This is a genomic window from Kitasatospora sp. cg17-2, from assembly GCF_054031055.1.
On sequence record NZ_CM132923.1, the window covers coordinates 4,987,373 to 5,010,964 of the forward strand.

The 23,592-nt window shown below is 75.2% G+C and carries 21 protein-coding genes; 9 read left to right on the forward strand and 12 right to left on the reverse strand.

Annotated elements, in window-relative coordinates; translation table 11 throughout:
• Window positions 1-63: 63 nt before the first annotated feature.
• The 3 genes from ACW14Y_RS21120 to pdhA are packed head-to-tail and all read right to left on the reverse strand — an operon-like array spanning window position 64 to window position 3,601.
• Window positions 64-1,440, reverse strand: a complete 1,377-nt coding sequence (locus ACW14Y_RS21120) for a dihydrolipoamide acetyltransferase family protein (RefSeq protein ID WP_380390416.1) — start codon at window positions 1,438-1,440, stop codon at window positions 64-66.
• A gap of 5 nt (window positions 1,441-1,445) precedes the next feature.
• Window positions 1,446-2,465 carry an alpha-ketoacid dehydrogenase subunit beta gene (locus ACW14Y_RS21125; RefSeq protein ID WP_380309935.1) on the reverse strand — a complete coding sequence of 340 codons (1,020 nt, stop codon included), beginning with the start codon at window positions 2,463-2,465 and terminating at the stop codon, window positions 1,446-1,448.
• On the reverse strand, window positions 2,462-3,601 hold the full coding sequence (pdhA, locus tag ACW14Y_RS21130) for a pyruvate dehydrogenase (acetyl-transferring) E1 component subunit alpha (RefSeq protein ID WP_380309910.1): 1,140 nt from the start codon (window positions 3,599-3,601) through the stop codon (window positions 2,462-2,464). The genes ACW14Y_RS21125 and pdhA overlap by 4 nt, the downstream gene beginning before the upstream one ends.
• Window positions 3,602-3,765: 164 nt before the next feature.
• On the opposite strand from pdhA, the gene ACW14Y_RS21135 reads away from it, so the two are divergent.
• Window positions 3,766-4,212 (forward strand): Lrp/AsnC family transcriptional regulator, encoded by a 447-nt coding sequence (locus ACW14Y_RS21135; protein WP_078879731.1) that lies wholly within the window; start codon window positions 3,766-3,768, stop codon window positions 4,210-4,212.
• Between the two features lie 67 nt (window positions 4,213-4,279).
• Here ACW14Y_RS21135 and ACW14Y_RS21140 read toward each other — a convergent pair whose 3' ends face one another.
• Complete coding sequence (locus ACW14Y_RS21140) at window positions 4,280-4,864, reverse strand: TetR/AcrR family transcriptional regulator (RefSeq protein ID WP_266270572.1); 585 nt, start codon at window positions 4,862-4,864, stop codon at window positions 4,280-4,282.
• Window positions 4,865-5,023: 159 nt separating this feature from the next.
• On the opposite strand from ACW14Y_RS21140, the gene ACW14Y_RS21145 reads away from it, so the two are divergent.
• The 3 genes from ACW14Y_RS21145 (at window position 5,024) to ACW14Y_RS21155 (ending at window position 9,825) form a co-directional block, all read left to right on the forward strand.
• Complete coding sequence (locus tag ACW14Y_RS21145) at window positions 5,024-6,292, forward strand: hypothetical protein (RefSeq protein ID WP_456982927.1); 1,269 nt, start codon at window positions 5,024-5,026, stop codon at window positions 6,290-6,292.
• Window positions 6,293-6,463: 171 nt separating this feature from the next.
• The gene (paaN, locus tag ACW14Y_RS21150; protein WP_456982929.1) at window positions 6,464-8,164 is read left to right on the forward strand and encodes a phenylacetic acid degradation protein PaaN; all 1,701 of its coding nucleotides are present in this window, start codon (window positions 6,464-6,466) and stop codon (window positions 8,162-8,164) included.
• A gap of 167 nt (window positions 8,165-8,331) precedes the next feature.
• Window positions 8,332-9,825, forward strand: coding sequence for an FAD-dependent monooxygenase (locus ACW14Y_RS21155; protein WP_380309917.1), 1,494 nt, complete (start codon window positions 8,332-8,334; stop codon window positions 9,823-9,825).
• Window positions 9,826-9,931: 106 nt separating this feature from the next.
• On the opposite strand, the gene ACW14Y_RS21160 is transcribed toward ACW14Y_RS21155, so the two are convergent.
• Window positions 9,932-10,498, reverse strand: coding sequence for a CGNR zinc finger domain-containing protein (locus ACW14Y_RS21160; RefSeq protein WP_380309919.1), 567 nt, complete (start codon window positions 10,496-10,498; stop codon window positions 9,932-9,934).
• 342 nt (window positions 10,499-10,840) lie between these two features.
• Here ACW14Y_RS21160 and ACW14Y_RS21165 point away from each other — a divergent pair, with 342 nt between their 5' ends.
• The 4 genes from ACW14Y_RS21165 to ACW14Y_RS21180 all read left to right on the forward strand — a co-directional run bounded on the left by ACW14Y_RS21165 (window position 10,841) and on the right by ACW14Y_RS21180 (window position 15,306).
• Complete coding sequence (locus ACW14Y_RS21165) at window positions 10,841-11,863, forward strand: hypothetical protein (protein ID WP_380309921.1); 1,023 nt, start codon at window positions 10,841-10,843, stop codon at window positions 11,861-11,863.
• A gap of 200 nt (window positions 11,864-12,063) precedes the next feature.
• On the forward strand, window positions 12,064-12,531 hold the full coding sequence (locus tag ACW14Y_RS21170) for a VOC family protein (protein WP_380309923.1): 468 nt from the start codon (window positions 12,064-12,066) through the stop codon (window positions 12,529-12,531).
• A 159-nt stretch (window positions 12,532-12,690) separates the two neighbouring features.
• Entirely contained in the window at window positions 12,691-13,623 is a 933-nt protein-coding gene (locus ACW14Y_RS21175; protein ID WP_402723117.1) for a pyridoxamine 5'-phosphate oxidase family protein, read from the forward strand.
• 240 nt (window positions 13,624-13,863) lie between these two features.
• Window positions 13,864-15,306: a peptidoglycan-binding protein gene (locus ACW14Y_RS21180; RefSeq protein WP_456982933.1), complete on the forward strand. Its 1,443-nt coding sequence runs from the start codon at window positions 13,864-13,866 to the stop codon at window positions 15,304-15,306.
• Window positions 15,307-15,427: 121 nt separating this feature from the next.
• Here the strand turns inward: ACW14Y_RS21180 and ACW14Y_RS21185 are convergent, their stop codons facing one another.
• Both ACW14Y_RS21185 and ACW14Y_RS21190 read right to left on the reverse strand, forming a co-directional pair.
• Window positions 15,428-16,192, reverse strand: coding sequence for a TrmH family RNA methyltransferase (locus tag ACW14Y_RS21185; protein ID WP_380310688.1), 765 nt, complete (start codon window positions 16,190-16,192; stop codon window positions 15,428-15,430).
• Window positions 16,189-16,839, reverse strand: a complete 651-nt coding sequence (locus tag ACW14Y_RS21190) for a TetR/AcrR family transcriptional regulator (RefSeq protein ID WP_380310690.1) — start codon at window positions 16,837-16,839, stop codon at window positions 16,189-16,191. Before ACW14Y_RS21190 ends, ACW14Y_RS21185 begins: the two co-directional genes overlap by 4 nt.
• A gap of 103 nt (window positions 16,840-16,942) precedes the next feature.
• Here ACW14Y_RS21190 and ACW14Y_RS21195 point away from each other — a divergent pair, with 103 nt between their 5' ends.
• Window positions 16,943-17,599: a hypothetical protein gene (locus ACW14Y_RS21195; RefSeq protein WP_456982936.1), complete on the forward strand. Its 657-nt coding sequence runs from the start codon at window positions 16,943-16,945 to the stop codon at window positions 17,597-17,599.
• A gap of 79 nt (window positions 17,600-17,678) precedes the next feature.
• Here ACW14Y_RS21195 and ACW14Y_RS21200 read toward each other — a convergent pair whose 3' ends face one another.
• The 5 genes from ACW14Y_RS21200 to ACW14Y_RS21220 all read right to left on the reverse strand — a co-directional run bounded on the left by ACW14Y_RS21200 (window position 17,679) and on the right by ACW14Y_RS21220 (window position 23,433).
• Window positions 17,679-19,826 (reverse strand): FUSC family protein, encoded by a 2,148-nt coding sequence (locus ACW14Y_RS21200; protein WP_380390404.1) that lies wholly within the window; start codon window positions 19,824-19,826, stop codon window positions 17,679-17,681.
• Window positions 19,827-19,831: 5 nt separating this feature from the next.
• Entirely contained in the window at window positions 19,832-21,187 is a 1,356-nt protein-coding gene (locus tag ACW14Y_RS21205) for an HTTM domain-containing protein (RefSeq protein ID WP_456982938.1), read from the reverse strand.
• A complete protein-coding gene (locus tag ACW14Y_RS21210; protein ID WP_380437742.1) occupies window positions 21,184-21,843 on the reverse strand; it encodes a DUF5819 family protein in 660 nt (219 codons plus the stop codon). The genes ACW14Y_RS21205 and ACW14Y_RS21210 overlap by 4 nt, the downstream gene beginning before the upstream one ends.
• Before the next feature lie 94 nt (window positions 21,844-21,937).
• Window positions 21,938-22,237 carry a hypothetical protein gene (locus ACW14Y_RS21215; protein ID WP_380310700.1) on the reverse strand — a complete coding sequence of 100 codons (300 nt, stop codon included), beginning with the start codon at window positions 22,235-22,237 and terminating at the stop codon, window positions 21,938-21,940.
• A gap of 35 nt (window positions 22,238-22,272) precedes the next feature.
• Window positions 22,273-23,433 (reverse strand): rhodanese-like domain-containing protein, encoded by a 1,161-nt coding sequence (locus ACW14Y_RS21220; protein ID WP_380310702.1) that lies wholly within the window; start codon window positions 23,431-23,433, stop codon window positions 22,273-22,275.
• Window positions 23,434-23,592 lie beyond the last annotated feature (159 nt).

Consider the following 23,592-nt stretch of genomic DNA (forward strand, 5'->3'; position numbering starts at 1 on the left):
CGCTCGCCCTGGGCGGCGGTTCCACCACCCAGGGCGAGCGACCTCGCCGACCGGAACGCGGGCTCAGAGCCGCCGCAGCAGCACGCCCGGCTGTTCGACGCAGTCCGCGACGAACCGCAGGAACCCGCCCGCGGTACCGCCGTCGCAGACCCGGTGGTCGAAGGTGAACGACAGCTGGGTCACCTCGCGCACCGCCAACTCGCCCTGGTGGACCCAGGGTTTGGCGACGATCCGGCCGACCCCGAGCATCGCCGCCTCCGGGTGGTTGAGGATCGGGGTGGAACCGTCCACCCCGAACACCCCGTAGTTGTTCAGGGTGAACGTGCCGCCGGTCAGCTCGGCCGGAGCGATCGCCCCGGTCCGCGCCGCCTCGGTCAACCGGCCCAGCTCCTCGCCGAGTTGCTCGGTGGTGAGGCGCTGCGCGTCCCGCACCACCGGGACGACGAGGCCGCGGTCGCCCTGCGCCGCGAAGCCCAGGTGCACCGCCGAGTGCCGCAGGATCCCCGAACCGTCCGGGGTCACACTGGAGTTGAGATCGGGGAAGCGCTCCAGCCCGACCGCGCAGATCCGGGCGAGCAGCGCCAGCACGCTCACCTTCGGCCCCGGTACGGCGTTCAACTGCCGCCGCAGCGCCATCAGTTCGGTGGCGTCGGCGTCCACCCAGCAGGTCGCGGCGGGGATCTCCCGGTGGCTGCGGCCGAGCTTCTCGGCCACCGCCTTGCGCAGCCCGCGCAGCGGGACGACGGACCCGGCCCCGGAGGACAGCGGGTCCACCGGCGCGACGGCGGGTGCGGCGGGCGCCGCGGCGACCTTGGCCGCGACCGCCCGTTCGACGTCCGCCCGCAGGATCAGGCCGTCCGGCCCGCTGCCGGCGACCGCCGCCAGTTCCACGCCCTGCTCCCGCGCCAGCCGTCGCACCAGCGGCGAGATCACCGCGGGCACACCGCCCGCGACGACCGGCACCACCGCGGCCGCCGGCACCGGGGCCGGAGCAGCCGCAGGCACCGCCACCGGCGCCGGGGGAGCCACCGGAGCCGCGGCCCGGGCCACCGGGGCCGAAACCCCGCCGCCCCCGACCCGGCGCCGCCGTCCGCCCCGGTCCGGCTCGGCGACCCCGTACCCGACCAGCGGCCGTTCCACCGCCGCCGCCCGCTCCACCACCGGCACCGCCGCGAGCGGCGGCTCGCCCTCGCCCGGCGACACCGCGACCGTCACCAGCGGCGCGCCGACCAGGACCTCCTCGCCGACGGCGCCGAACAGCGCGGTCACCACCCCGCCGTAGGGACAGGGCACCTCGACCACCGCCTTGGCGGTCTCCACCTCCACCACCGGCTGGTCGATCGCGATCACCTCGCCGACCTCGACCAGCCAGCGCACGACCTCCGCCTCGGTGAGTCCCTCACCGAGGTCGGGCAGGGTGAACTCGCGCACGACGGGCATCATCCTCAGTCCTCCCACTGCAGCCGGGCGACCGCGTCCAGGATCCGGTCCACCCCGGGCAGGTGGTGGTGCTCCAGCATCGGCGGCGGGTACGGGATGTCGAATCCGGTGACCCGCAGCACGGGCGCCGCCAGGTGGTGGAAGCAGCGCTCGGTGACCCGGGCGGCGATCTCCGCGCCGGTGCCGCCGAAGCCGACCGCCTCGTGCACCACCACGGCCCGGCCGAGCGAGCGCACCACCCGGCAGACCGTCTCGTCGTCGAACGGCACCAGGGAGCGCAGGTCCAGCACCGCGAGGTCCCAGCCCTCGGCCTTCGCCACCTCGGCCGCCTCCAGGCAGACCGGCAGCGAGGGGCCGTAGGTGATCAGCACCGCGGAGGTGCCGGTCCGGCGCAGCACGGCCCGCCCGATCGGCTCGACTGGGGCGGCGGGGTCGAACCCGTCCTTCCCCCAGTACATCCGCTTGGGCTCCAGGAAGACCACCGGGTCGTCCGAGGCGATCGAGGCCCGCAGCAGCCCGTAGGCGTCGGCCACGGTGGCGGGCGTGACCACGTGCAGGCCGGGGGTGGAGGCGTAGTACGCCTCGGAGGCGTCGCTGTGGTGCTCGACGCCGCCGATGCCGCCGCCGTAGGGGATCCGGACGGTGATCGGCATCGGCAGCCGGCCGGCGGTGCGGTTGCGCATCTTGGCGACGTGCGAGAACAGCTGCTCCAGCGCCGGGTAGGCGAAGGCGTCGAACTGCATCTCGACCACCGGCCGCAGCCCGTACATGGCCATGCCGACGGCGGTGCCGAGGATGCCCGCCTCGGCGAGCGGGGTGTCCAGGCAGCGGTCCGGGCCGAACTCGGCGGTGAGGCCGTCGGTGATCCGGAAGACGCCGCCGAGCGCGCCGACGTCCTCGCCGAGCACGTGCACCGTCGGGTCCTCGCGCATGGCGTCGCGCAGCGCCGTGTTGAGCGCCTGCGCCATGCTGGCCGTCCGGGCGGGGGCGGCCGGGGCGGCGGGGGAGACAGCGGTCGTCATCAGGACTGCACCTCGGCCTCGGCGGCCAGTTCCTCGGCCAGCTGCGCCGCCTGCTCGCGCAGTTGCGGGGTCGGCTCGGCGTACACGTGGGCGAACAGGGACATCGGGTCGAGCTCGGGCTCGGCGTGGAACTCGGCGCGCATCCGGGCGGCGAGCGCCTCGGCCTCCTCGGCGGCGTCCCGGACCAGGTCCTCGTCCAGTACCCGGAGCTCGCGCAGCGCGCGCTCCATCAGCAGGATCGGGTCGTGCTCCCGCCAGGCCGCGACCTCGTTCTCGGTCCGGTAGCGGGTGGCGTCGTCGGCGTTGGTGTGCGCCTCGACCCGGTAGGTGAGGGCCTCGACCAGGGTCGGGCCGCCGCCGGTGCGGGCCCGTTCGACCGCCTCGGCCAGCACCCCGTGCACGGCGGGCGCGTCGTTGCCGTCGACGAGCCGGCCGGGCATCCCGTAGCCGACGGCCTTGTGGGCCAGGGTCGGGGCGGCGGACTGGGCGCTGAGCGGGACGGAGATCGCGTAGCCGTTGTTCTGGACCAGGAAGACCACGGGGGCCTGGAGCACGGCGGCGAAGTTCAGTGCCTCGTGGAAGTCGCCCTCGCTGGTGCCGCCGTCGCCGAGCATGGCCAGCGCGACCGCCGGCTCGCCGCTCAGCCGGGCGGCGTGCGCCAGTCCGACGGCGTGCGGGCCCTGGGTGCCGAGCGGGGTGCAGAGCGGCGCGGTCCTGGTGGCCCTGGGGTCGTAGCCGGTGTGGGCGTTGCCGCGGAGCAGGGTGAGGGCCTCCAGCGGGTCGACGCCGCGGGAGACGACGGCCAGGGTGTCGCGGTAGCTGGGGAAGAGCCAGTCGCGTTCCTCCAGCACCAGCGCGGCGGCGACCTGGCAGGCCTCCTGGCCGGTGGAGGCGGGGTAGACGGCGAGCCGGCCCTGCTTGGTGAGGGTGGTGGCCTGCTGGTTGTAGCGGCGGCCGACGACGAGGCGGCGGTACAGCTCGCGGAGCAGCACGGGGTCGTACTTCTCCAGCGCGGGAGTACCGAGGACCCGGACCGGAGCGGGGTCGGGGAGCAGCGGGGCCGGGTCGGTGCGGGGGGCGGTGGCCCCGGGCAGCCAACCGGGCACGGCCGTGTGGTGTCTGTGGTCGAGAACGGTCATCTCGGGGCACCTCCAGGGGTGGCGGGGGCTCCCTACCGATTGTTCGGTCGTCTGTTCATCTTGACCAGAAGCGTGCGAAGGTGGTGGACAATCGGCCCGGGTGGCGGTCGACTGGTGGCATTGCGTCCAATCGTCGGGGGTGGGGGGTCATGTCGGCTGAACAGATGTCCAGACTCGACCGGGTCGACCGGGCGATCCTGCGGCTGCTGCAGCAGGACGGCCGCGCCTCCATCCGCTCGGTGGCCGAGCGGGTGCACGTGTCCCGGGCGAACGCGTACGCCCGGATCTCCAGGATGGTCGAGGACGGCGTGATTCGCGGCTTCACCGCCAGGGTGGACCACGAACGCGCAGGTCAGGGGGCTTCCGCCTACATCACCCTGAAGATCGTGCAGAACTCCTGGCGGACGGTGCGGGAGCAGTTGCTGGCCCTGCCGGGGGTCGCGCACATCGCGCTGGTCGGCGGTGACTTCGACGTCCTGCTGCTGGTGCACACGGCCGACAACCACGCCCTGCGGGAGCTCGTGCTCAACCGCATCCAGTCGATCCCGCAGGTGCTCGGCACCCGCACCATGCTGGTCTTCGAGGAGACGGACCAGGTCCCGCCGGACTGACGGCGGGGTCCCCGTCCCCGCCGGACCGACGGCGGGCTCCCCGCCGGGCGGCCGCCCGGGGAGCGCCCTACCGCGCCCGGAGGCCGTCGAAGGCCAGGTGGACCACCGCGTCGGCGACGCCGTCGGCGGCCTTGAGGCCCGGCCGGTACCACTCCACGATCGAGTTGATCATGCCGAAGAGCAGCCGGGTGGCCAGCCGCGGCTCGACGTCCGCCCGCAGCGCGCCGTCCGCGACGGCGGCCCGCAGCAGCTCGGCCACCTGGTGGTCGAAGTCCCGGCGGCGCTCCAGCGCCCACTGCTCGGTGACCGTGTTGCCGCGCACCCGCAGCAGCAGGGTGACGTAGGGCAGCTCCGCGAGCAGCACCTCGGCGGTCCGCCGCACCACGTGCTCCAGCCGCTCCACCGCCGGCCCCTCGACCGCGGCCGGCTCGGCCAGGATCCCGAACAGGCCGTCCAGCGCCCGCCCGACGGCCAGCCGGAGCAGCTCCTCCTTGCCGCGCACATGGTGGTAGATCGAGGACTTGGAGATCCCGGCCGCGCGCGACAGGTCCTCCATCGAGGTCCCGTCGTACCCGCGCTCGTTGAACACGTCGACGGTCACCGCGAGCAGGGACTCCACGGTGTAGGCGGTGCGCGGGGTGTGATCGGCCATTCCCCGAGTATCCCCGCCCGGCCCGACCCGGCCGCGCCCGGGTGCCCGCTCCGCCCCGCCCCGACGGCGCCCGGGGTGACCTGGTCCACACCAAAGCCCGGATCCAGACCCTAGACTCGGCGGACGATCCGTCCGAGGCCGAGCAGGTGGGGAAGTCGCATGAGCGCAATACCGGCAGTCGAATCCGATCTGCCCGAACAGCGCAGCGGCGTCACCACGGCCGAGCCCGCCCTCGACTGGCGTGAACGCGCCCGGGACCTCGTCCTGCGCTTCGGGCCGGCCGTGTGGTGCTACGCCGTCCTGAAGCTGGTCGGCTTCACCGTCTTCATGAAGCTGCTCTCCTTCTCCGGGGACTACCTCAAGAAGCACCCCCGTTTCGGCGGCGGCGCCAACCCCTGGGACGTGCTGGCCAGCTGGGACGGCTGGTGGTACCAGCAGGTCGCCCAGTTCGGCTACCACCCGGCGCTGGTGGCCGTCCCGAACGGCGTCCCCGGCTTCACGATCGAGCAGAACTCGGCCGCCTTCTTCCCGCTCTACCCGGGCCTGATGCGGCTGGTCTCCGAGGTGACCCCGTTCGGCCTGTACGGCGCCGGGATGATCGTCTCGGTGGTCGCCTCGCTGTTCGCCGCGGCCGGCATCTACGCCGTGGTGGACCGGATGGCCGGCCCGCGCGCGGGCGTGATCGCGGCCGGCCTGTGGGCGATCGCCCCGGGGTCGGGCGCCGAGTGGGCGCTCTACTCGGACTCGCTGTTCGTCGCGCTGGCCGCCTGGTCCTGCTACTGCGTGATGACCAAGCAGTGGGTGGCGGCCGGGGTGCTCACCCTGGTCGCGGGCCTCAACCGACCCACCTCGGCGGCGCTGATCGGCGCGGTCGGCCTGGCCGCCCTGGTGGAGCTGTACCGGCGGGAGAGCGGGGTGGCGCGCCCGCTGACCGCGATGCTGCTGGCCCCGCTGGGGCTGCTCGGCTACGTCGGCTGGGTGGGCTGGCGGACGGGCGAGTGGGGCGGCTACTTCACCCTCCAGCACGACGCCTGGCTGCACTACTTCGACTGGGGCCAGGGCACCTGGGCCGCGCTCCGCGGCGTGCTGCTGGGCCGCAACGACTACCCGTTCGCCTGGCACACGGCCGACATGCTGGCGACGCTGATCGTGCTGAGCCTGCCGGTGCTGATCGTGCTGCTGGTCCGGCTGCGCCCGCCGCTGGTGCTGACCGCGTACACCCTGGCCACCATCGTCTCGGTGCTCGGCAGCCTGGGCATCTTCGGCAACACCTCGCGCTACCTGCTGCCGGCCTTCCCGCTGCTGATCGCGCTCGCGGTGGCGATGCGGAAGCTGAGCTGGCCGGTGCTGGCGGTGGTCCTCGGCTTCGGGGCGGTCGCCTCCGGCTGGTACGGCGGGTACGTGATCTTCGAGCTGGGCATCCCGTAACCGCTCGGGTCACCCGTCGCCTCCCGGGGGCGCGTCCGCTTCGGACGCGCCCCCGCCGTTTTGGCCCGCCCCGTACGCTCCGGGACTCCGTTCCCGTTCGCCCTCTTGAGCCGACCGATCGTTCGGTTACCCTGTGACGTGTCCCGTCCTCCCCTCTGAGGAGCGCACACCATGTCCGCAGCGGTCACCCACCCCCTCGTCGCCGAACTCGTCGAACGCCACCGGGCCACCCTGGCGGCCGCGGTCGACGCCGCCGCCAAGCGCGACTACTGGTCGCCCTACCCCGAGTTCCCGAAGGCCTACGGCGAGAGCGCCGCCGCGGACGGCAGGGCCGCCTTCGACGCCCTGCTGAACCAGCCGTTCGAGCTGCCCGGCCACCCCGCCGACGGCGACACGGTCGGCGGCGAGGTCTCCCCGTACGGCCTCGAACTGGGCATCGGCTACCCGCACGCCGGACCGGACGCCCTGATCGCCTCGCTGTCCGCCGCCCGCCCGGCCTGGGCCGCCGCCGGCCCGCTCACCCGCGCCGCGGTCTGCCTGGAGATCCTGGCCCGGATCAACGCCCGCTCGCACGAGTTCGCCAACGCGGTCATGCACACCACCGGCCAGGCCTACGCGATGGCCTTCCAGGCCGGCGGCCCGCACGCCCAGGACCGGGGTCTGGAGGCCGTCGCCTACGCGTACGCCGAGCAGACCCGGCTGCCCGAGAGCGCCGGCTGGACCAAGCCGCAGGGCAAGCGGGACCCGCTGGTGATGACCAAGGAGTTCACCGTCGTCCCGCGCGGCCTGGCGCTGCTGATCGGCTGCAACACCTTCCCCACCTGGAACGGCTTCCCCGGCCTGTTCGCCTCCCTCGCCACCGGCAACCCGGTGCTGGTCAAGCCGCACCCGCGGGCCGTGCTCCCGCTGGCGCTCACCGTCCGGATCGCCCGCGAGGTGCTGGCCGAGGCCGGCTTCCCCGCCGACCTGGTCTGCCTGGCCGCCGAGCACGAGGGCGGCACCGTGGCCCGGACCCTGGCCGTCCGCCCCGAGATCAGGCTGATCGACTACACCGGCTCCACCGCCTTCGGCGACTGGCTGGAGGAGCACGCCGGGCAGGCCGAGGTCTACACCGAGAAGGCCGGCGTCAACACCGTCGTCGTCGACTCCACCGACGACTACAAGGGCATGCTGAACAACCTGGCCTTCTCGCTCTCGCTGTACAGCGGCCAGATGTGCACCACCCCGCAGAACCTGCTGGTCCCGCGCACCGGCATCGACACCGACCAGGGCGCCAAGTCCTACGACGAGGTGGTCCGCGACCTCGCCACCGCCATCGAGGGCCTGCTCTCCGACGACGCCCGCGCCGCGGCCGTCCTCGGCGCCGTGGTCAACCCCGGCGTGCTGCAGCGCTCGGCCGCCGCGGCCGGCGGCGAGTACGGCGAACTCGCCCTCGCCCCGCGGGCCGTGGAGCACCCGGACTTCCCGGGCGCGACCGTCCGCACCCCCGCCCTGGTCAAGCTGGACGCCGACAAGCCGGACGACCGCGCCGTCCTGCGCGCCGAGTGCTTCGGCCCGGTCTCCTTCGCCGTCGCCGTCGAGGACACCGCCGCCGCCGTCGAGCTGCTGCGCGACACCGTCCGCACCCAGGGCGCGATGACCGCCGCCGCCTACACCACCTCCCCCGAGGTCGAGGCCGCCCTGGTCGGGGCCGCCCTCGACGCCGGCGTCTCGCTCTCCCTCAACCTCACCGGCGGGGTGTACGCCAACCAGACCGCCGCCTTCTCCGACCTGCACGGCACCGGCGCCAACCCGGCCGCCAACTCCGCCTACTGCGACGGCGCGTTCGTCGCCAACCGGTTCCGCACCGTGGAGATCCGCCGCCACGGCTGAGCCGCCGCGACCCCGCCGGCGCCACCCTCCCGGTGGCCCGCGCCTCCGGTCCCCGGCCACGCGCCGGGGACCGGAGATTCACAACGCCACTCCCGGGAAGCGATGATGGGGACGGGGAAACGCCACACACGGCGTCCAGCCGCTGTTCGAGCACCGGGAGCTGACACATGACCGAGAAGCAGACCGTCACCGACGTCATCGTGGTCGGCGCCGGGCCGACCGGCCTGCTGCTGGCCGGGGACCTCGCCGCGGCCGGCCTGGGCGTCACCGTGCTGGAGAAGCGCGGCACCGAGTCCAACCTCACCCGGGCGTTCGCCGTGCACGCCCGCACCCTCGAACTCCTCGACGCCCGGGGCCTCGCCGACGACCTCATCGCCACCGGCCGCCCGGTCGAGGCGCTGAAGGCCTTCAACCGGGTCCGGATCGACCTCGGCCACCTGCCGACCCGCTTCCCGTTCGTCCTGCTCACCCCGCAGTACAACACCGAACGGCTGCTCCACGACCGGGCGGTCAAGGCCGGCGCGACCGTCCTGCGCGGCACCGAGGTCACCGGACTGCGGCAGGACCCCGAGGGCGTCACCGTCGACACCGTGCGCGACGGCGTCACCAGCACCCACCGGGCCCGCTACGCGGTCGGCGCCGACGGCGTCCACTCCACCGTCCGCGACCTGCTCGGGCTGCCCTTCCCCGGCGAATCGGTGGTCGACTCGGTGCTGCTCGCCGACGTCCGCCTGGAGCGCGAGCCCGAGGACGGCATCGCCGCCGGCGCCGACGAGAACTGCTTCGCGCTGCTGGTCCCGTTCGGCGACGGCTGGTACCGCGTCCTCGCCCGGGACCGCGCCGAGCAGCTCCCGGACGGCACCGCGCCCGGCCCCGAACTGCTCGCCGACATCACCCGCCGCGCCCTCGGCGAGGACTACGGACTGCACGACGTCCGCTGGAGCTCCACCTTCCACAGCGACGAGCGGCAGGTCCCCGACTACCGCTCCGGCCGGGTGTTCCTGGCCGGCGACGCCGCCCACTGCCACTCCCCGGCCGGCGGCCTGGGCATGAACACCGGCCTCCAGGACGCCGCCAACCTCTCCTGGAAGCTCGTCGCCGTCCTGCGCGACCGGGCCGACGACAGCCTGCTCGACAGCTACCAGAGCGAGCGGCACCCGGTCGGCCGGACGGCCCTGCGCGCCTCCGGCGCGATGATCCGGGTCGCGCTCGCCCAGTCCGCCGCCACCCGGGCACTGCGCGGGGCACTGGTCCAGGTCGCCGGGCGGGTCGACGCCGTGGTGGACCGGGGCGCCCGCACCGTCTCCGGCCTCGGCATCTCCTACGCCGCGCCCAAGGACGCCCACCCGCTGGTCGGCAAGCGGGTCCCGGACCTGCGGCTGACCGGCCTGGAGCCGCCCCGCGAGGACGGCCCGGCCGCCCCGGAGCGGCTCTACGAGGCACTGCGGGCCGGACGGTTCGTGCTGGTCAGCAATGACGAGGTGGCGGCCGCCGACCCGTGGCGGGAGCGCCTGGTCACGGTCGCCCCAGCCGACCCGCACGGCAAGCTGCGCGACACCGTGCTGCTGATCCGCCCGGACGGCTACGCCGCCTGGGCCGCCGTCGACCCGGGCGCCGGCGAGCTGCGCGCCGCCCTCACCGAATGGCTCGGCGAGGCCTGACCCGCCCGCGCGGCCCGTCCGCGCGGCCCGTCCGTCCGGCCCGGGGGAGCGGCGCTCCTCCGGGCCCGCCCGGCCGCCGACACGCCACCGGCGTACCGCCGGCGCGCTACGGACGCGCCTTCTCGTAGTGCCGGGCCGCCTTGGCCCGGTTCCCGCACACGGCCATCCGGCACCAGCGGCGCCGGCCGTTCTGCGAGGTGTCGAAGAAGTGCAGGATGCACGCCTCGTGCGCGCACTTCTTGATCCGCCCCGGCCCCTGCGCCAGCAGCCCCAGGAAGTCGTCCACCACCAGCCAGGAGGCCAGCCACCGGGGCTCGTCCACCTCGACCCGGTCCACCGGCCCGGCCGCCGAGGCCTCCCGCCGGACCCGCCCGTGCCGCAGCACCGCGTCCAGCCCGGCCAGCGCGCCGGCCCCTGGCACCCCGCCCGCGTCCAGCTCCCGGACGGCCGCCCCGACCGCCTCCCGGGCCTCCCGCAGGGCCGCGAGCCCGGGCCCGTCCGCCGGGCAGCGGTCGGCCAGCCCGGCCGTGGAGAGCCAGATCGCGTGGCCGTCCGGCTCGGCGAGCAGATCGTTCACCGGCTCACCGGCCCACCGCGTGTTCAGCAGGTCGAGCGCGAGCGGCTCACCGAGCAGCGGGCGCGGGTCCCGCGGGTCTGCTGTCCACTCGGTCATCGGCGCTCCCTCGCTCTCGGCCGTCGCTCGCTCCCGGCCGGTTCGCTCGCTCCGGGCCGGTCCCCGAGTCTACGTCGGGCCCCCGTCCCGGGACCCATGGCCGGAACCTGCCGCCACCGGTCCGGAACGCACCACCCGGCCGGGAAACGGCCCGTCTGTTTCCGCACTGTTTCAAGATCGCTAACCCTGCGGTCCACCGCCCGTGACCACTGTCATACGCACGACTGATGACGTAGCCTCTCGACCGTGCATAGGGTTCCCCACAGCTCGGCGAGGCCGTTGACGGCGCGTTCCGGCGCCGTTCCGGGTCTGCCGCACCCGCTCGGTGGGGAAGGTAACCACATGGCCTCACAGCATCCCCAGGACGCCCGCCTCAGACTGGTCGGGCCGCGCCCTGACACGGCCGCGCCCGCACCCCGGCCGCCCGTGCCCCCGCTGTCGCCCGCGCCGACGCCGGGCCGTCCCAGCCCGACCGGCGGCTTCGCCGACACCCTGCACGTGGCGATCGAGGCCAGCGGCCTCAGCCTGGACCGGATCCGCGCCGCCCTGGCCCAACGCGGCGTCAGGGTCAGTGTCACCACGCTGAGTTACTGGCGGCGCGGCCGCAGCCAGCCCGAGCGGGCCAGCTCGCTGCGCGCCGTCCACCTGCTGGAGGAACTCCTCGGCCTGCCGCACTCCACGCTGTCCGCGCTGCTGGGCCCGCCGCGCCCGCGCGGCCGCTGGGCGGCCACCGCCGGCGCCAGCCACCTGCGGCTGGAGGACGTCTGGCCGGGCGAGCAGCAGATCGCCGACGTCTTCGCCGAACTGGACGCGCCGCCGGCCGGCGAGCTGGAGCGGCTCTCGGTCCACGACTCGTACTTCGTGGACGCCGAGCGGCGCGGCAACCTGCTGCGGATGCGCCAGGTCGTCCGCGCCACGGTGTCCGGGGTGACCCGCTGCCTGGTCGTGCACAAGGCCGACGAGGAGGCGACCGGCTGCCCGGAGATCACCGGCGTCCGGCACGGCCGGCTCGGCCGGGTGCGCCGCCGCCCGGACACCGGCCTGATCGTCGGCGAGGTGATGCTGGACCGCCCGCTGGGCCTCGGCGACAGCACGGTCTTCGAGTACGAGGTCGAGATCCCCTCCGGCGGCGCCCAGACCACCGAGTACAGCCGCCGCTTCGCCACACCGGTGCGCGAGTACGTGCTCCAGGTCCACTTCGACCCGGCGACCGTGCCGGTGCACTGCGAGCGCTACGACCGCGACCCGGGCGCGGACGTCGACCGCCGTCGTGAGCAGCTCTGGATCGGCGCCTCGGCCAGCGCCCAGATCCTCGCCCCCGACCAGCAGCCGGGCCACATCGGCGCCCGGTGGGAGTGGGAGTAGCCGCACCCCGGCCCGGCGCCCGCGCGCCCGCTCCTCCGCACCCCGCGCTCCCGGATTTGTCATGGCACAGCCATGATCGAAATTTCTAACCATTGAAACCGCCTGTACCGGTTGACCCTCTCCCAGGATAACCACTAACGTCGTTGGCAACGGTTAGAAGGCGGCGCCCCGGGGCGCCCCGGCCACGGGAGTGATCAGGCATGTCCGGCACCATCAGCAGCACCCTGCAGACCGGCCACGTGGGCCTGAACGTCACCGACCTCGCCCGCTCCACCGCCTTCTACCGGCGCGTGCTCGGCCTGGAGCTGGTCGCGGAGGGCACCGACCCGGAGCAGCGCCACGCCTTCCTCGGCCGCGACGGCCGGCTGGTGCTGACCCTCTGGCAGCAGAGCGAGGGCGCCTTCGCCACCGCCGCCCCCGGCCTGCACCACCTCTCCTTCCAGGTCGACTCGCTGGACGAGGTCCTCGCCGCCGAGGCCCTGCTGCGCGAGCTGGGCGCCTCGTTCGCCCACGACGGCGTCGTCCCGCACCGCGAGGGCGCCGCCTCCGGCGGGATCTTCTTCACCGACCCCGACGGCATCCGGCTGGAGATCTACACCCCGGCGGGCGTCGACGGGACCGGCGCCGAGGCCCCCAGCGGCACCGCCCCGACCTGCGGCTTCTTCTGACAACTCTTTGCAAAGTCACACTTTGCAAAGAGTATCCGGGACTTTGCAAAGTGTGACTTTGCAAAGTCCCCCAGGGCGTACCGGCCGGCCCGACGGGCCGGCCCGCCTCGCCCGCTCTGTGGCCCACCCAGCCCGCCCGGCCCGAGGAAGGAACCCGTCATGACCGCCACCGGCACCCCCTACCACCCCGGCGAACGGGCCGTTCAGGCCCGGGCCGGCCGCACCGACCGGGCCGACCACTCCGGCCGCGCCGTCGGCAGTACCGTCCCCGCCGTGGCCGCCCGCTTCCTGACCGAGCGGCGGATGCTGGTGGTCGGGGCGGCCGACGCCGACGGCCGGCTCTGGGCCACCCAGCTCAGCGGACCGGCCGGCTTCCTGCGGGCCCCCGACGAGCGGACGGTGACGGTCGCCGCCCACCCGGCCGAGGCCGACCCGCTGGCCGCTGCCCTGGCCCGCCCCGCCGAGGTCGGCACCGTGGCCCTGGACCCGGCCGCCCGCCGCCGGATGCGGGTCAACGGCCGCTCCACGCCGGACGGCCGGGGCGGCCTGGTGATCGCCGCCGAGCAGGTCTACGCCAACTGCCCGAAGTACATCCAGCGCCGCCACCCGCTGGACCGCCCCGGGGCCGGTGCCCCGCGCCGGGTGGCGGCCGGTCCGCTGCTGAGCACCGCCCAGCAACTGCTGCTGAGCACCGCCGACACCTTCTTCGTCGCCACCGTCGGTCCGGACGGCCGGACGGACGCCTCGCACCGCGGCGGCAACCCCGGTTTCCTGCGGGTCCTCGGCCCGGACCGGCTGCGCTGGCCCGACTACGCGGGCAACAACATGTTCATGACCCTGGGCAACCTGGAGTTCGACCCGCGGGCCGGACTGCTCGTCCCGGACTGGGAGACCGGCGGCGCCCTGCTGGTCACCGGCGAGGCCAGGACCGACTGGTCCGACCCGGCCGCCGCCGGACTGCCGGGAGCCGAACGGGTGGTCGACCTGACCGTCACCGGCGTCGTCGAGCTGGCCGACGCCACCCCGCTGAGCTGGACCGATCCCGAGTACTCGCCCGCCAACCCGCCCTCCTCCGCACGCCCCGTCAGCTGACGGCCGAACAGTTCGCCGGACCTCCCGCCCCGCTCCCGCCCCGCTCCCGCTCCGCCCACCGCGCCACGCCCGGGATACCGAACGACCGTCACCCACGCGGCGCATCCCACCGCGCCGACCAGGTGTCCGTCTTGGGACTTTGGTCCGGACGACACCCGGTGTCGCCCTGGGAAGGAACGTGCTGTCGCGCCGTCAGCGGCCCGCCGGACACCCTCCCCCACCAGGAGAAAGAGGCGGAGCATGACCAGAACCGGCCGACCGGCCCCGTTGCCGCGGTCCGACTCGCCGCAGTTCGACCCGCCGCGGTCGGCCCCACCGCGGTCCGACGAGCGCTCCGACGCCCGGTCCGACCTGCGGTCCGACTCGCTGCGGTTCGACGAGGTCGAACCGGACGACGACTGCATATGCGGGGGCTGCGCCGCCCGCCGCCGAGCCCGGCTGCACGCCGCACCGGTGCACGAGGGCGGCCACGCGGCGGCCCGCAGCGTCCGCCGCCGGGCCGCCGTCCTGATGGCCGCCGTCGGCACCGCCCTCGGCGGCGGCGCGGTCGGGGCGGCCACCGCGGCGCCCACCCCGGCCCCGACCCCCGGCGGCCCGGCCGCCCCCCGCGTCGACACCCCGCAGGGCGAGGTCGGCGGCCTCTACGGCGAGAGCGCCACCGACGAACGGGCGGCCGCCGCGCAGCCCGTCACCCGGGCCTCGATCATCGAACGGGCGCAGCGCTGGGTGGACCAGAAGGTCCCGTACAGCATGAGCCGCTACTGGTCGGACGGCTACCGCCAGGACTGCTCCGGCTTCGTCTCGATGGCCTGGGGTCTGGGCAGCAGCCAGACCACGTGGACGCTGCCGGACTTCGCCGAGCGGATCACCAAGGCCGAGCTCCAGCCCGGTGACGTCCTGATCCACAACGATCCGGCGAGTCCCCGGAGCGGCTCGCACGTCACCGTCTTCGGCGGTTGGACGGACTCCGCCCGCACCCGTTACGTGGCGTACGAGCAGACCTCCCCGGGTGCCACCAAGCGCGTGACCCCGTACGCCTACTGGTCGAACTCGGCGACCTACCTCCCGTACCGCTACAAGGCGCTCACCACCGGTGGGAGCAGCAGTGACGGCGCGGCGGCCACGGCCTTCCCGGGGGCGGACAAGTTCGGTCCGGGCGCCGACAACGCCTTTGTCACGAGGCTGGGCGAGATGCTGGTGCGGCGCGGCGGCGGCCGGTTCTACACCGAGGGGCCGGGGCCGCGCTGGAGCGAGTCGGACCGGCGGGCCACCGAGGCGTTCCAGCTCGCGCAGGGCTGGCGCGGCGGCGAGGCGGACGGCATTCCGGGCAAGGACACCTGGGACTACCTGGTGAACGGCAAGGGCCGGGACATCGCCCCCGCCGCCCCGCTGCCCCCGCCTCCGCCGTCGCAGCCGTCCCCGGCCCCGTCCCCCGGCGGCAGCTCGCCGGCCTTCCCCGGCCCCGGTGCCTTCGGGCCGGGCGCGGTGGGCGACCAGGTCGAGCTGCTCGGCGGTCAGCTGGTCCGCACGGGGTTCGGCGCGGCCTACACGGAGGGTCCGGGGCCGCGTTGGACGGATGCCGACCGGAGCAATGTGCGGGCGTTCCAGGAGGCCATGGGCTGGAGCGGCGCCGAGGCCGACGGCTACCCCGGGCCGGACACCTGGCGGGTGCTGTTCTCCTGACCCGCCCGGCCCTCCTGACCCGCGGCCCTCCTGACCCGCCCGACCGCCCCCCTCGACCTGCCAGGCCCTCCCGACCCGCCCGGCCGCACCCTCGGCCAGGCCCGCCCATCCGTCGCCCGGGTCAGCCCGCCCCGCCCGGCGGGCGCCCCGACATCCAGTGGAACAGCCCCATCGCCACGCTGGTCGCCAGGTTGAAGCTGGAGACCCCGGGCCGCATCGGCACCGCGACCAGCCGGTCGGCCCGCGCCCGCAGCTCCGCCGAGACGCCGTGCCGCTCGGTGCCGAAGGCGAGCACCGCGTCGTCCGGGAAGGCCGTCTCCCGGATGTCGGTGCCCTCCGGGTCCAGGACGTGGAGCGGACCGGCCGGCAGCTCCGGCAGGGTCAGCCGTTCGACGGCGGTGGCGAAGTGCAGGCCCGCGCTGCCGCGGAGCACGGCGGGGTGCCAGGGATCCAGTTCGCCGGTGGTGACCACGCCGGCCGCGCCGAAGCCGGCCGCCAGCCGGATCACGGCGCCCACATTGCCGAGGTTGCGCGGGTTCTCCAGCAGGACGACGGGCGCCGGCCGGGGCCGGACGGCCAGCGCGGCGCGGTTGGCCTCGGCGGTGGGGCGCACGGCCAGGGCGACCACCCCGGTCGGGCTCAACCGGGGTGCGAGCGTGCGCAGCGCGGCCTCCGGGAGTTCGACGGCCAGCGCGTCCAGGGCCGGGGCGACGTCCGGGGCCAGTTCGGCGGCCAGTGCCAGCAGCGCGGACCGGTCGGCGGTCAGCACCTGCCGGACGGCGCCGCCGAAGCGCAGCGCGTGCTTCAGCGGGTGGAAGCCGTCCAGCAGGACCGCGCCGGGCTCCTCGGCGCCGGTCCGCCAGGCGCGCAGCAGTTCCTCGTTCATCCGGCCCACTCTGCCACCACGGGCTCGCCCGGCCGTCCGGCGGCGGCGATCACCTGGTCGAAGGTGAGCGGTTCGCCGCTCTGCTCCTCGGACGCTCCGGGCCGCAGTCCGGCGAGGGCGAGGTCGAGGTGCCGGTGGACGAGCGTGCCGTCGGCGTCGAGTGCGGCCAGCCCGCCCGGGAGCGGGCGGGAGACCCGGACGCAGAGCAGCACGAGGTCGCCCATGCCGACGTCGGTGCGCAGCCGGCCGGTGTCCTGGGCGGCTCGCAGCAGTTCCCCGACGGCTTCGACGGCGGCGGACCGGGCGGCGGCGAGTTCCTCGTCGACGACCAGCCGTTCCAGGAGCACGACGATCGCCGCGCCCATCCGCAGATCGGCGGCGGCGTGCACGAAGCGGCGCAGTGCGCGGTACGGGTCCGGTTCGTCCTCCCGGGCGCGGACGGCGGCTTCGGCGAGCCGGGTGAGCAGGTCGGTGACGAGGGCCCGGACCAGCGCCTCGCGGTCGGGGAAGCGCCGGTAGAGGGTGCCGGGGCCGACGCCGGCCCGGCGGACCACGGCGTCGAGCGGGGCGTCGGGGCCGCGTTCCAGGAAGACCTCGCAGGCGGCGTCCAGGATCCTGCGTCGACTGCGTTCCGCGTCCGCTCTCATCGCCAGCCCTTAACCGGAGGAATTTTCTCCTCCTATGCTACCGTCCAGCAAGACGGAGAAATTCTCTCCGTTTAGCGGGGCACCCGATCCGAGGAGCGACGCCATGACCACCACCTCACCGCCGACCGTCCACACCGACATCGACGGCACCGGGCACGACCGCGCGGCCGTCCTCGCCTGGGAGCTGGACCGCTCCCGGGCCGCCCTGCGACTGCTCAAGCAGCGCCTCGGCGACGACCGCGTCCGCGACCTGCTGGCCCCCGACACCGCCGCGGCCGACGCCGCGATGGCCGGCTGGCTGGACGCCTCCGGCGGCCGGTGGCGCGCGGCCGTCACCGAGCTGACCGCCACCGGCCTCGACGCCGGGACCTTCCTCGCCTGGTGGCAGGGCCGGCTGCACGACGGCGACCGGGCCGCCCTGCTGGCCGCCAACCCCGAGCACTACCTGGCCGACTCCACCGGCGGGACGGTCGAGATCATCGAGACGGTCGGCGCCGGGCCGCTCCGCTTCCACCTCCGCTTCCACCCCACCCCGGCGACGCCGGAGTACCCGGTCCGGATCGGCGGCACGGGCCACCTGGCGGACGGTTCCGAGGTGCTGCGGGTGATGCACGAGTTCGCCGACTCCCCCCGGGGGCTGCGGATCCGGCTCACCGTCGAGTTCCCGGCCGCGACCCCGGCCGAGCTGTCGACCGGTCATCAGTGGCACTTCACCTGCGAGTTCGCCAACTGGCTGGAGGCGGCAGCGGCAGCCGCCTGACGACGGCGCGGCACAGCGGACCGACCGCCGCCCGGCACGGCGGACCGACCGCCGCCCGGCACGGGCCGGAGGAAACGGCCTACCGCCCCGTCGGCTCCGGCTCGCGCCGCCCGGCGGAGGCCGCCGTGCCGCCGCCCCGCAGCGCCCGCTCCAGGTCCTTCAACGCCTGCAGCAGCAGCCTGGTCCCGGCCCGCACCACGTCCCGCTGCACCCCGGGCGGCGCGTCGGCCAGCCGTCGTTCCAGCTGCTCCTGGGCCTCCCGGACGGCGCCGAACTCCACCGGCCGCCCGGTCAGCAGCGCGCCCGCCGCCACCGCGGTGGCCAGCCGCAGCTCCTCGGCGAACTCGGCCGCCCCCGGCACCGGCTCGGCGTCGGGCCCGGGCAGGTGGGCCTCCAGCAGGACGGCGACCCGCCCCAGGTGGCCGACCGCCGCCCGGGCCCGGTCGAGCTGGCGACGGCTGACCCCGGGCAGACCGGAGGCGTGCCGGCCGGGTTCGGCGTCGGCCCGCTGCATCGCCTGCAGCAGTTCCGAGCGCGCCTCCCGGGAGTCCAGCAGCGCCCCCCGCACCTCCCGCCCGCGCGGGGCGGCCGGCCGCTCGTAGACGGCGATCACCTCGGCCGTGTACCGCCCGGCGGCGGCCAGCCACTCGGCCAGCCGCTCGCCGAGCCTGGCGGTCTGCCAGGTGGGGAAGAGCGCGTAGACGAGCAGGGCCAGCGAGCCGCCGAGCAGGGTGAGGCCGACCCGTTCGACGGCGGTGACCAGCGGGTTCCCCTCCTGGAGCCCGAGCAGGAAGACGGCGTAGGAGGAGATGCAGGCGGTGACCACGGCGTAGCCGGTGCGGAAGGCCAGATAGGCGCCGCCGATCGAGAGCACCGCGAGTGCCGCCAGCACCCACTCACCGGGCTGCGCCAGCTGCACCACCAGGGTGGAGACCGCCACCCCGACCGAGGTACCGGCCAGCCGGGCGACGCCGCGGCTGTAGGTCTGCGCGAAGTCCGGGCGCATCACCATCGCGGCGGTCATCGGCGCCCAGTAGCCGTGCTCGAAGCCGACCAGCCGGGCCAGCAGATAGGCGGCGGTGACCACTCCGGCCAGCCGGACGGCGTGCTGGAAGACCGCCGAGTGCGGCCGGAACTGCCGCCGCACCGCGCGCAGCGCCGTCGGCAGCATCCGGATCAGCGGCGGCTTGCGCAGCGTCCCGCCGGGCTGGACGTCGGGGGTGTCGATGGTGTCCTCGGAGCCCCGGTCGAGCGCGTCGGCGGCGCCGCGGAGCAGTCCGGCCAGCCGGCGGGCGGCCCGGCGGGCGGCGCCGCGCAGCTCCGGGCCCTCGGTCCGGGCGACCAGGGTGAGGGCGGGGGCGGAGGAGGGCAGCCGGAGCGGGTCGCCGGTGCGGATCGCCCGGGCCAGGGCGTCCATCGCCTCGGCGGCGGCCGCCAGGACCTCCCGGGCCCGGTCGCGTTCGGGGCCCTCCTCGGGGGCGCCGACCTTGGGGTCGGCGATGGCCGCCAGGGTGGGCCTGATCCGTTCGGCGAGGCCGCGAAGGCCGCGCAGCTCGGGCGGGCGGTTGCGGTCCTGCCAGGGGGTGAGCGCGGCGGCGTGCCGGGCCGTCATGAACGGGGCCGGGTCGATGTGGGCGGTCGGGTCCTGGCGCAGCCGCCGGGCGTAGTCGGCGAGTTCGGCGTAGGTGTCGGCGAGCGCCTCGCGCTGGGCGGTCCAGCTGCCGATCGGCCAGACGGTGATGACCAGGGCCTGGACGGCGCCGCCGAGCGCGCAGACCAGTCCGTGGCCGAGCGCGGTGAGCGGGCTGACGGGCAGCTGGACGACGATCAGCATCACCGAGAGGGTGTTGGCGGCGACGATCCCGGCGGTCGGGCCGATCGCCCAGGTGAGTCCGGCGCCGAAGGCCCAGACGGCGAGCAGGACCGGGAAGGCCCCGGGGATCCCGACCGCCAGGTAGCCGAGGAAGGTGCTGATGCCGAGTCCGGTCCCGGCGGCGACGGCGAGGGTGGCGCGGGGCCGGAAGCTGCGCTGGAAGGTCGCGGTGCCGGCGATGAAGGCGCCCATCGCGGCGGAGGTGGCGAGCCGGGCGCCGCCGATGGCCAGGGTCGGGAAGAGCACCAGGGCGACGGCGACCGCCCCGCGCACGGCCCGTTTGGGATCGGTGAGCGCCCGGTCGACGGTCAGTCCGGTCCGCGCGGTGTCTCGAAGTGCGGCGAACCAGGACATAACGGTCAGCTTAGTGGCGCCCTCCGCAGCCGGATCCGAGCGACCCGCGCCCCGACCCAGCACAGCGCCGCCGTCGGCAGGAAGACCGCGTCCGCCGCGATCATCGCCAGCGAGAACACCGGCAGCCCGAGCAGGACGGCGATCCCGACGTGCTCGGCCATCATCACCACCAGCAGCGCGTTCTTGACCCTCCGGTCGACCAGCGTGAACGGGAAGCCGACCTGGAGCAGCACCGTCCCGTAGGAGATCAGGAACACCGGCAGCAGCGCCCCGCCGACCAGCCCGGACAGTCCCGGCCAGGGCGTGAAGTAGTCCAGGTGCAGCGGGTAGTAGAGCGCGGTGCCGTCCTGCCAGCGCGAGCCCTGCACCTTGTACCAGCCGGCGGTGGCGTAGATCAGCACCACCTCGACGGCGATCACCAGCATCGCGCAGTTGTGCACCATGGTCGCCAGCGCGTCCAGTACCGCCCGGGTCTCGCCCTCCGGGGCCAGCCGCTCGACGAGCCACCACAGCCCGGCCACCGCCCACAGCGCCCAGAACAGCGGCGCCCAGCCGACGTACGGGAACGCCGGGCTCGTCCAGTCCAGGCTCGTCCCGGCGAAGCCGCCCAGCTGACAGACCAGCAGCAGCGCCCCGAGCAGCGTCCACAGCGGCACCCCGCTCCGCCCGTGCTCCCCCCGGCGGGCGTCCAGCGACCACACCTCGGCGCACCGGGTGAAGACCAGGTAGATCGCCATCAGGTGGACGATGTTGTCGCCGCCGTCGCCGAGGAAGACGTTGCGGTTCTGCAGCGACAGCACGGTGACCAGGAACAGCACCGTGCTCGCCCTGGTCCGCCAGCCGAGCAGGACGGCCAGCGCGGCCAGCACCGCCAGGTGGTAGACCAGTTCGAACCAGAGCCGCCCGCCGAACCAGGGCAGCACGGTCAGCGCCCCGTTGTCGGCCAGCAGCCGCTGGGCGAGCTCGGTCGACCAGGGCGAGGTGTCGCCGTACAGCAGCCGCCGGTTGGGCCACTCCCGCAGCAGGTACGCCAGCCAGACCAGCCCGAAGCCGATCCGCACCGTCGCCGCCTGGTACCGCCCGAGGACCCGCCCGGTGAACACCGCGAGCGCCCGCCCGGCGAGGCCGGCCGGTCCGGGCCGACGGGCACCGGCGGGCGCGCCGGGCGCCTCCGGACCGGGCTGCCGGGGGATCCCGGCCACCACGGCCGCCGCCGACGCCGCCAACGCCGCCCCGGCCGCGTCCCCGGCCTTCTCCCCGGACGTATCCGTCGCGACGACCGCCTCGACGACCTCGGTCACGACCGTCACCTCGGCCGCGTCCGTCACCTCGCCCGACCCGCCGGGCACCGCCGCGCTCACCGCAGCCCCCGCAGGTCCCCGGCCTTCACCGGCCACCAGGGCAGCTCCCGCACCTTCGGCGCGGCGGGCGCCGCCTCCTCGCTCCACTCCGGCGGCGCGACCGTCGTACTGGTCACCCGCAGCTCGACCGCCACCACCGGCCGCCCGTCCACGCTCGGGCCGATCCGCTGCACCGCGATCCGCTTCAGGTACTCCTCGGCGAGCGCGCCGCGCGGATTGGTCGTCGACTCGTCCTGGGCGCTGTGCGAGCCGTCGTAGAAGTCCCAAGCGCGCCGCAGCAGGTTCTGGTCCGCGTGGCTGGGCGCCGGATTGCCCCGGATCGCGGCGATGTCCCGCGCGGTCAGTCCGACCCACTCGTGGATCCGGGCCTCCCCGTCCGGCGACTCGGTGCGCACCCGGGCGTCCACGGCGATGTTCTGCTGCAACGGGTTGGGCGCGAACAGCTTCCAGTTCTGCTCGAACTCCGGATAGATCAGGCCGTCCACCTGCTCCCGGTACTCCCGGGACAGCGAATTGGCGGGCGCCACGTGCAGGAAGACCGCGGCGAGGAAGAGCCCGGTGGTGCCGGTCAGCAGGGCTCCCGCCACGCCCAGGACGACCCGCGCGGGCGTCGACCAGGGCCGGCGGACGGGCGGCGGGTCCGTACTCTCGGCCATGAACTCCCCCGGGGACGGGTGGGGCCGGCACCGCGCCGGCCCGGTCGCGCGCCCATCCTGCCCTACTCCCCGGGGCGGGCGGATCCCCCCGGCCTCAGCCGGTCCGCTCCGGCACCTGCCCCGGCTCCGACGCCGCCTCCTGCACCGCGAGCAGCGCCCGCCGCCGCCGGCGCAGCAGCGGCACGGCGATCAGCAGCAGCAGCCCGCCGACCGCGGCGGCCGCGATGGCCGCCACCGAGTGGCCGGCCGCCAGCAGCAGCTGTCCGACCACCTCGACCACCAGCGCCGACCCCGACACCAGCAGCACCGAGCGCCGCAGTGCCGCGAGCGCCGCGGCGACCTCGGCCGGCACCTCCTCGGCCCCGGCCGGACCCGCCCCGTTCTCCCCGCTCATGGTTCCCCCCGTCGTTCGTTCCCCCGGGAAACGCCCTACAGGACGAAGGCGTCCTGCCCGCCGCTGCTCACCATCGGGCGGCCGGCGCCGTCCCAGGCGTACATGCCGCCGTCCACGTTGACCGCCTCCCGGCCGTTCTGGACCAGGTACTGGACGACCTGCGCGGAGCGCCCGCCGACCCGGCAGAGCACGTACAGCTTCTCGTCCGGCAGCTCGCCGAGCCGGGCGACGACCTCGCCGATCGGGATGTGCAGCGCGCCCGCCACGTGTCCGGCGTCCCATTCGTCCTGCTCCCGGACGTCCAGCAGGGCGGCGTCGGCGGGCACGGCGGCGGCGTCGATGGTGGGGATCTGCGCGAACATCGTCTGGTTCTCCTGGGCTTCGGGATCGGCGCCGTCATTCTCCCCCACCGGACGGCCGCCGAGCAGCCCTTCCAGCTCGGCCTGCTGCGCGGCGGCCCGGGCCAGCAGCTGCTCGGCCAGCTCGGCCAGCAGTCCGTCCGGGTCCTGCGGCGCCAGCGCCAGCAGCTCGCCCATCGCGCTGCGCTCCAGCCGGACCTGCTCGGCGGCCAGCTCGCCGATCCGCCCGGTCAGCCACTCCAGCCGACGGCGCAGCCAGCCGAGCCGGTCGGGGGAGTCGGCCGCGGGCGCGGCCTCGGGCGCGGTGGACCACTCGGCGGACAGCGCCTCCAGGGCGCCGGTGTCGCCGTACGCGTAGGCCTCGTTGACCCGGGCCAGGAACGCCGCGCGGCGCTCCTGCTCGGCCGGGTCGGTGGACAGGTCGGGGTGGGCCCGGCGGACCAGCTCGCGGTAGATCCGCTGGGCGTCCCGGCCGGGGCGCACCCGGACCGGCGCGGGCGGCGGCGGGGCGTCCTCCTGCGCCTGGACGCTGTCGAACAGCGCGTCCAGGTCCGGCATGTCGTCGACCCGCTGCCGGGCCTCGTGGGCCCGCCGGAGGTCCTCCGGCAGCCCGGTGCGGGCGGCCACGGCCTCGGCCAGCAGCGCGTCCAGCTCGTCCAGCCGCGCGTAGAGCGGGCCGAGCAGCTGGTGGTGGATCAGCGCGAAGTTGTCGATCTCGACGCGCAGCGTCCGCACGTCGACGTCCATCGTCAGCCAGGCGAGTTCGGCGGCCTCGACCCGCTCCTCCAGCTCCCCCTGCTGCGGATCCGTCCAGCGGACGGGGATCTGCGCGGTCACCTCTGGCCTCCGTCTCCTGCGGTCCGGTGCGGGGCCGGCCGGGCCCGTGCTGCGACCCTACCGCCCGTACCGGGCCCGGCCTGCGGGCCGGACGGGGAGTGCGGAGGGGCGCACGGCCCGTGACACGCAACTGATACCGAGGAATCTCCCCGTTTCGCT

What these genes read in the sequence shown, in the direction of transcription:
- ACW14Y_RS21210 (WP_380437742.1), bottom strand. Translation starts at nt 21,843, where the DNA reads ATGGCCGAGAGTACGGACCCGCCGCCCGTCCGCCGGCCCTGGTCGACG.
- ACW14Y_RS21120 (WP_380390416.1), bottom strand. Translation starts at nt 1,440, where the DNA reads ATGCCCGTCGTGCGCGAGTTCACCCTGCCCGACCTCGGTGAGGGACTC.
- ACW14Y_RS21170 (WP_380309923.1), top strand. Translation starts at nt 12,064, where the DNA reads ATGTCCGGCACCATCAGCAGCACCCTGCAGACCGGCCACGTGGGCCTG.
- ACW14Y_RS21145 (WP_456982927.1), top strand. Translation starts at nt 5,024, where the DNA reads ATGAGCGCAATACCGGCAGTCGAATCCGATCTGCCCGAACAGCGCAGC.
- ACW14Y_RS21135 (WP_078879731.1), top strand. Translation starts at nt 3,766, where the DNA reads ATGTCCAGACTCGACCGGGTCGACCGGGCGATCCTGCGGCTGCTGCAG.
- pdhA (WP_380309910.1), bottom strand. Translation starts at nt 3,601, where the DNA reads ATGACCGTTCTCGACCACAGACACCACACGGCCGTGCCCGGTTGGCTG.
- ACW14Y_RS21190 (WP_380310690.1), bottom strand. Translation starts at nt 16,839, where the DNA reads ATGAGAGCGGACGCGGAACGCAGTCGACGCAGGATCCTGGACGCCGCC.
- ACW14Y_RS21200 (WP_380390404.1), bottom strand. Translation starts at nt 19,826, where the DNA reads ATGTCCTGGTTCGCCGCACTTCGAGACACCGCGCGGACCGGACTGACC.
- paaN (WP_456982929.1), top strand. Translation starts at nt 6,464, where the DNA reads ATGTCCGCAGCGGTCACCCACCCCCTCGTCGCCGAACTCGTCGAACGC.
- ACW14Y_RS21165 (WP_380309921.1), top strand. Translation starts at nt 10,841, where the DNA reads ATGGCCTCACAGCATCCCCAGGACGCCCGCCTCAGACTGGTCGGGCCG.
- ACW14Y_RS21195 (WP_456982936.1), top strand. Translation starts at nt 16,943, where the DNA reads ATGACCACCACCTCACCGCCGACCGTCCACACCGACATCGACGGCACC.
- ACW14Y_RS21180 (WP_456982933.1), top strand. Translation starts at nt 13,864, where the DNA reads ATGACCAGAACCGGCCGACCGGCCCCGTTGCCGCGGTCCGACTCGCCG.
- ACW14Y_RS21215 (WP_380310700.1), bottom strand. Translation starts at nt 22,237, where the DNA reads ATGAGCGGGGAGAACGGGGCGGGTCCGGCCGGGGCCGAGGAGGTGCCG.
- ACW14Y_RS21140 (WP_266270572.1), bottom strand. Translation starts at nt 4,864, where the DNA reads ATGGCCGATCACACCCCGCGCACCGCCTACACCGTGGAGTCCCTGCTC.
- ACW14Y_RS21155 (WP_380309917.1), top strand. Translation starts at nt 8,332, where the DNA reads ATGACCGAGAAGCAGACCGTCACCGACGTCATCGTGGTCGGCGCCGGG.
- ACW14Y_RS21185 (WP_380310688.1), bottom strand. Translation starts at nt 16,192, where the DNA reads ATGAACGAGGAACTGCTGCGCGCCTGGCGGACCGGCGCCGAGGAGCCC.
- ACW14Y_RS21175 (WP_402723117.1), top strand. Translation starts at nt 12,691, where the DNA reads ATGACCGCCACCGGCACCCCCTACCACCCCGGCGAACGGGCCGTTCAG.
- ACW14Y_RS21160 (WP_380309919.1), bottom strand. Translation starts at nt 10,498, where the DNA reads ATGACCGAGTGGACAGCAGACCCGCGGGACCCGCGCCCGCTGCTCGGT.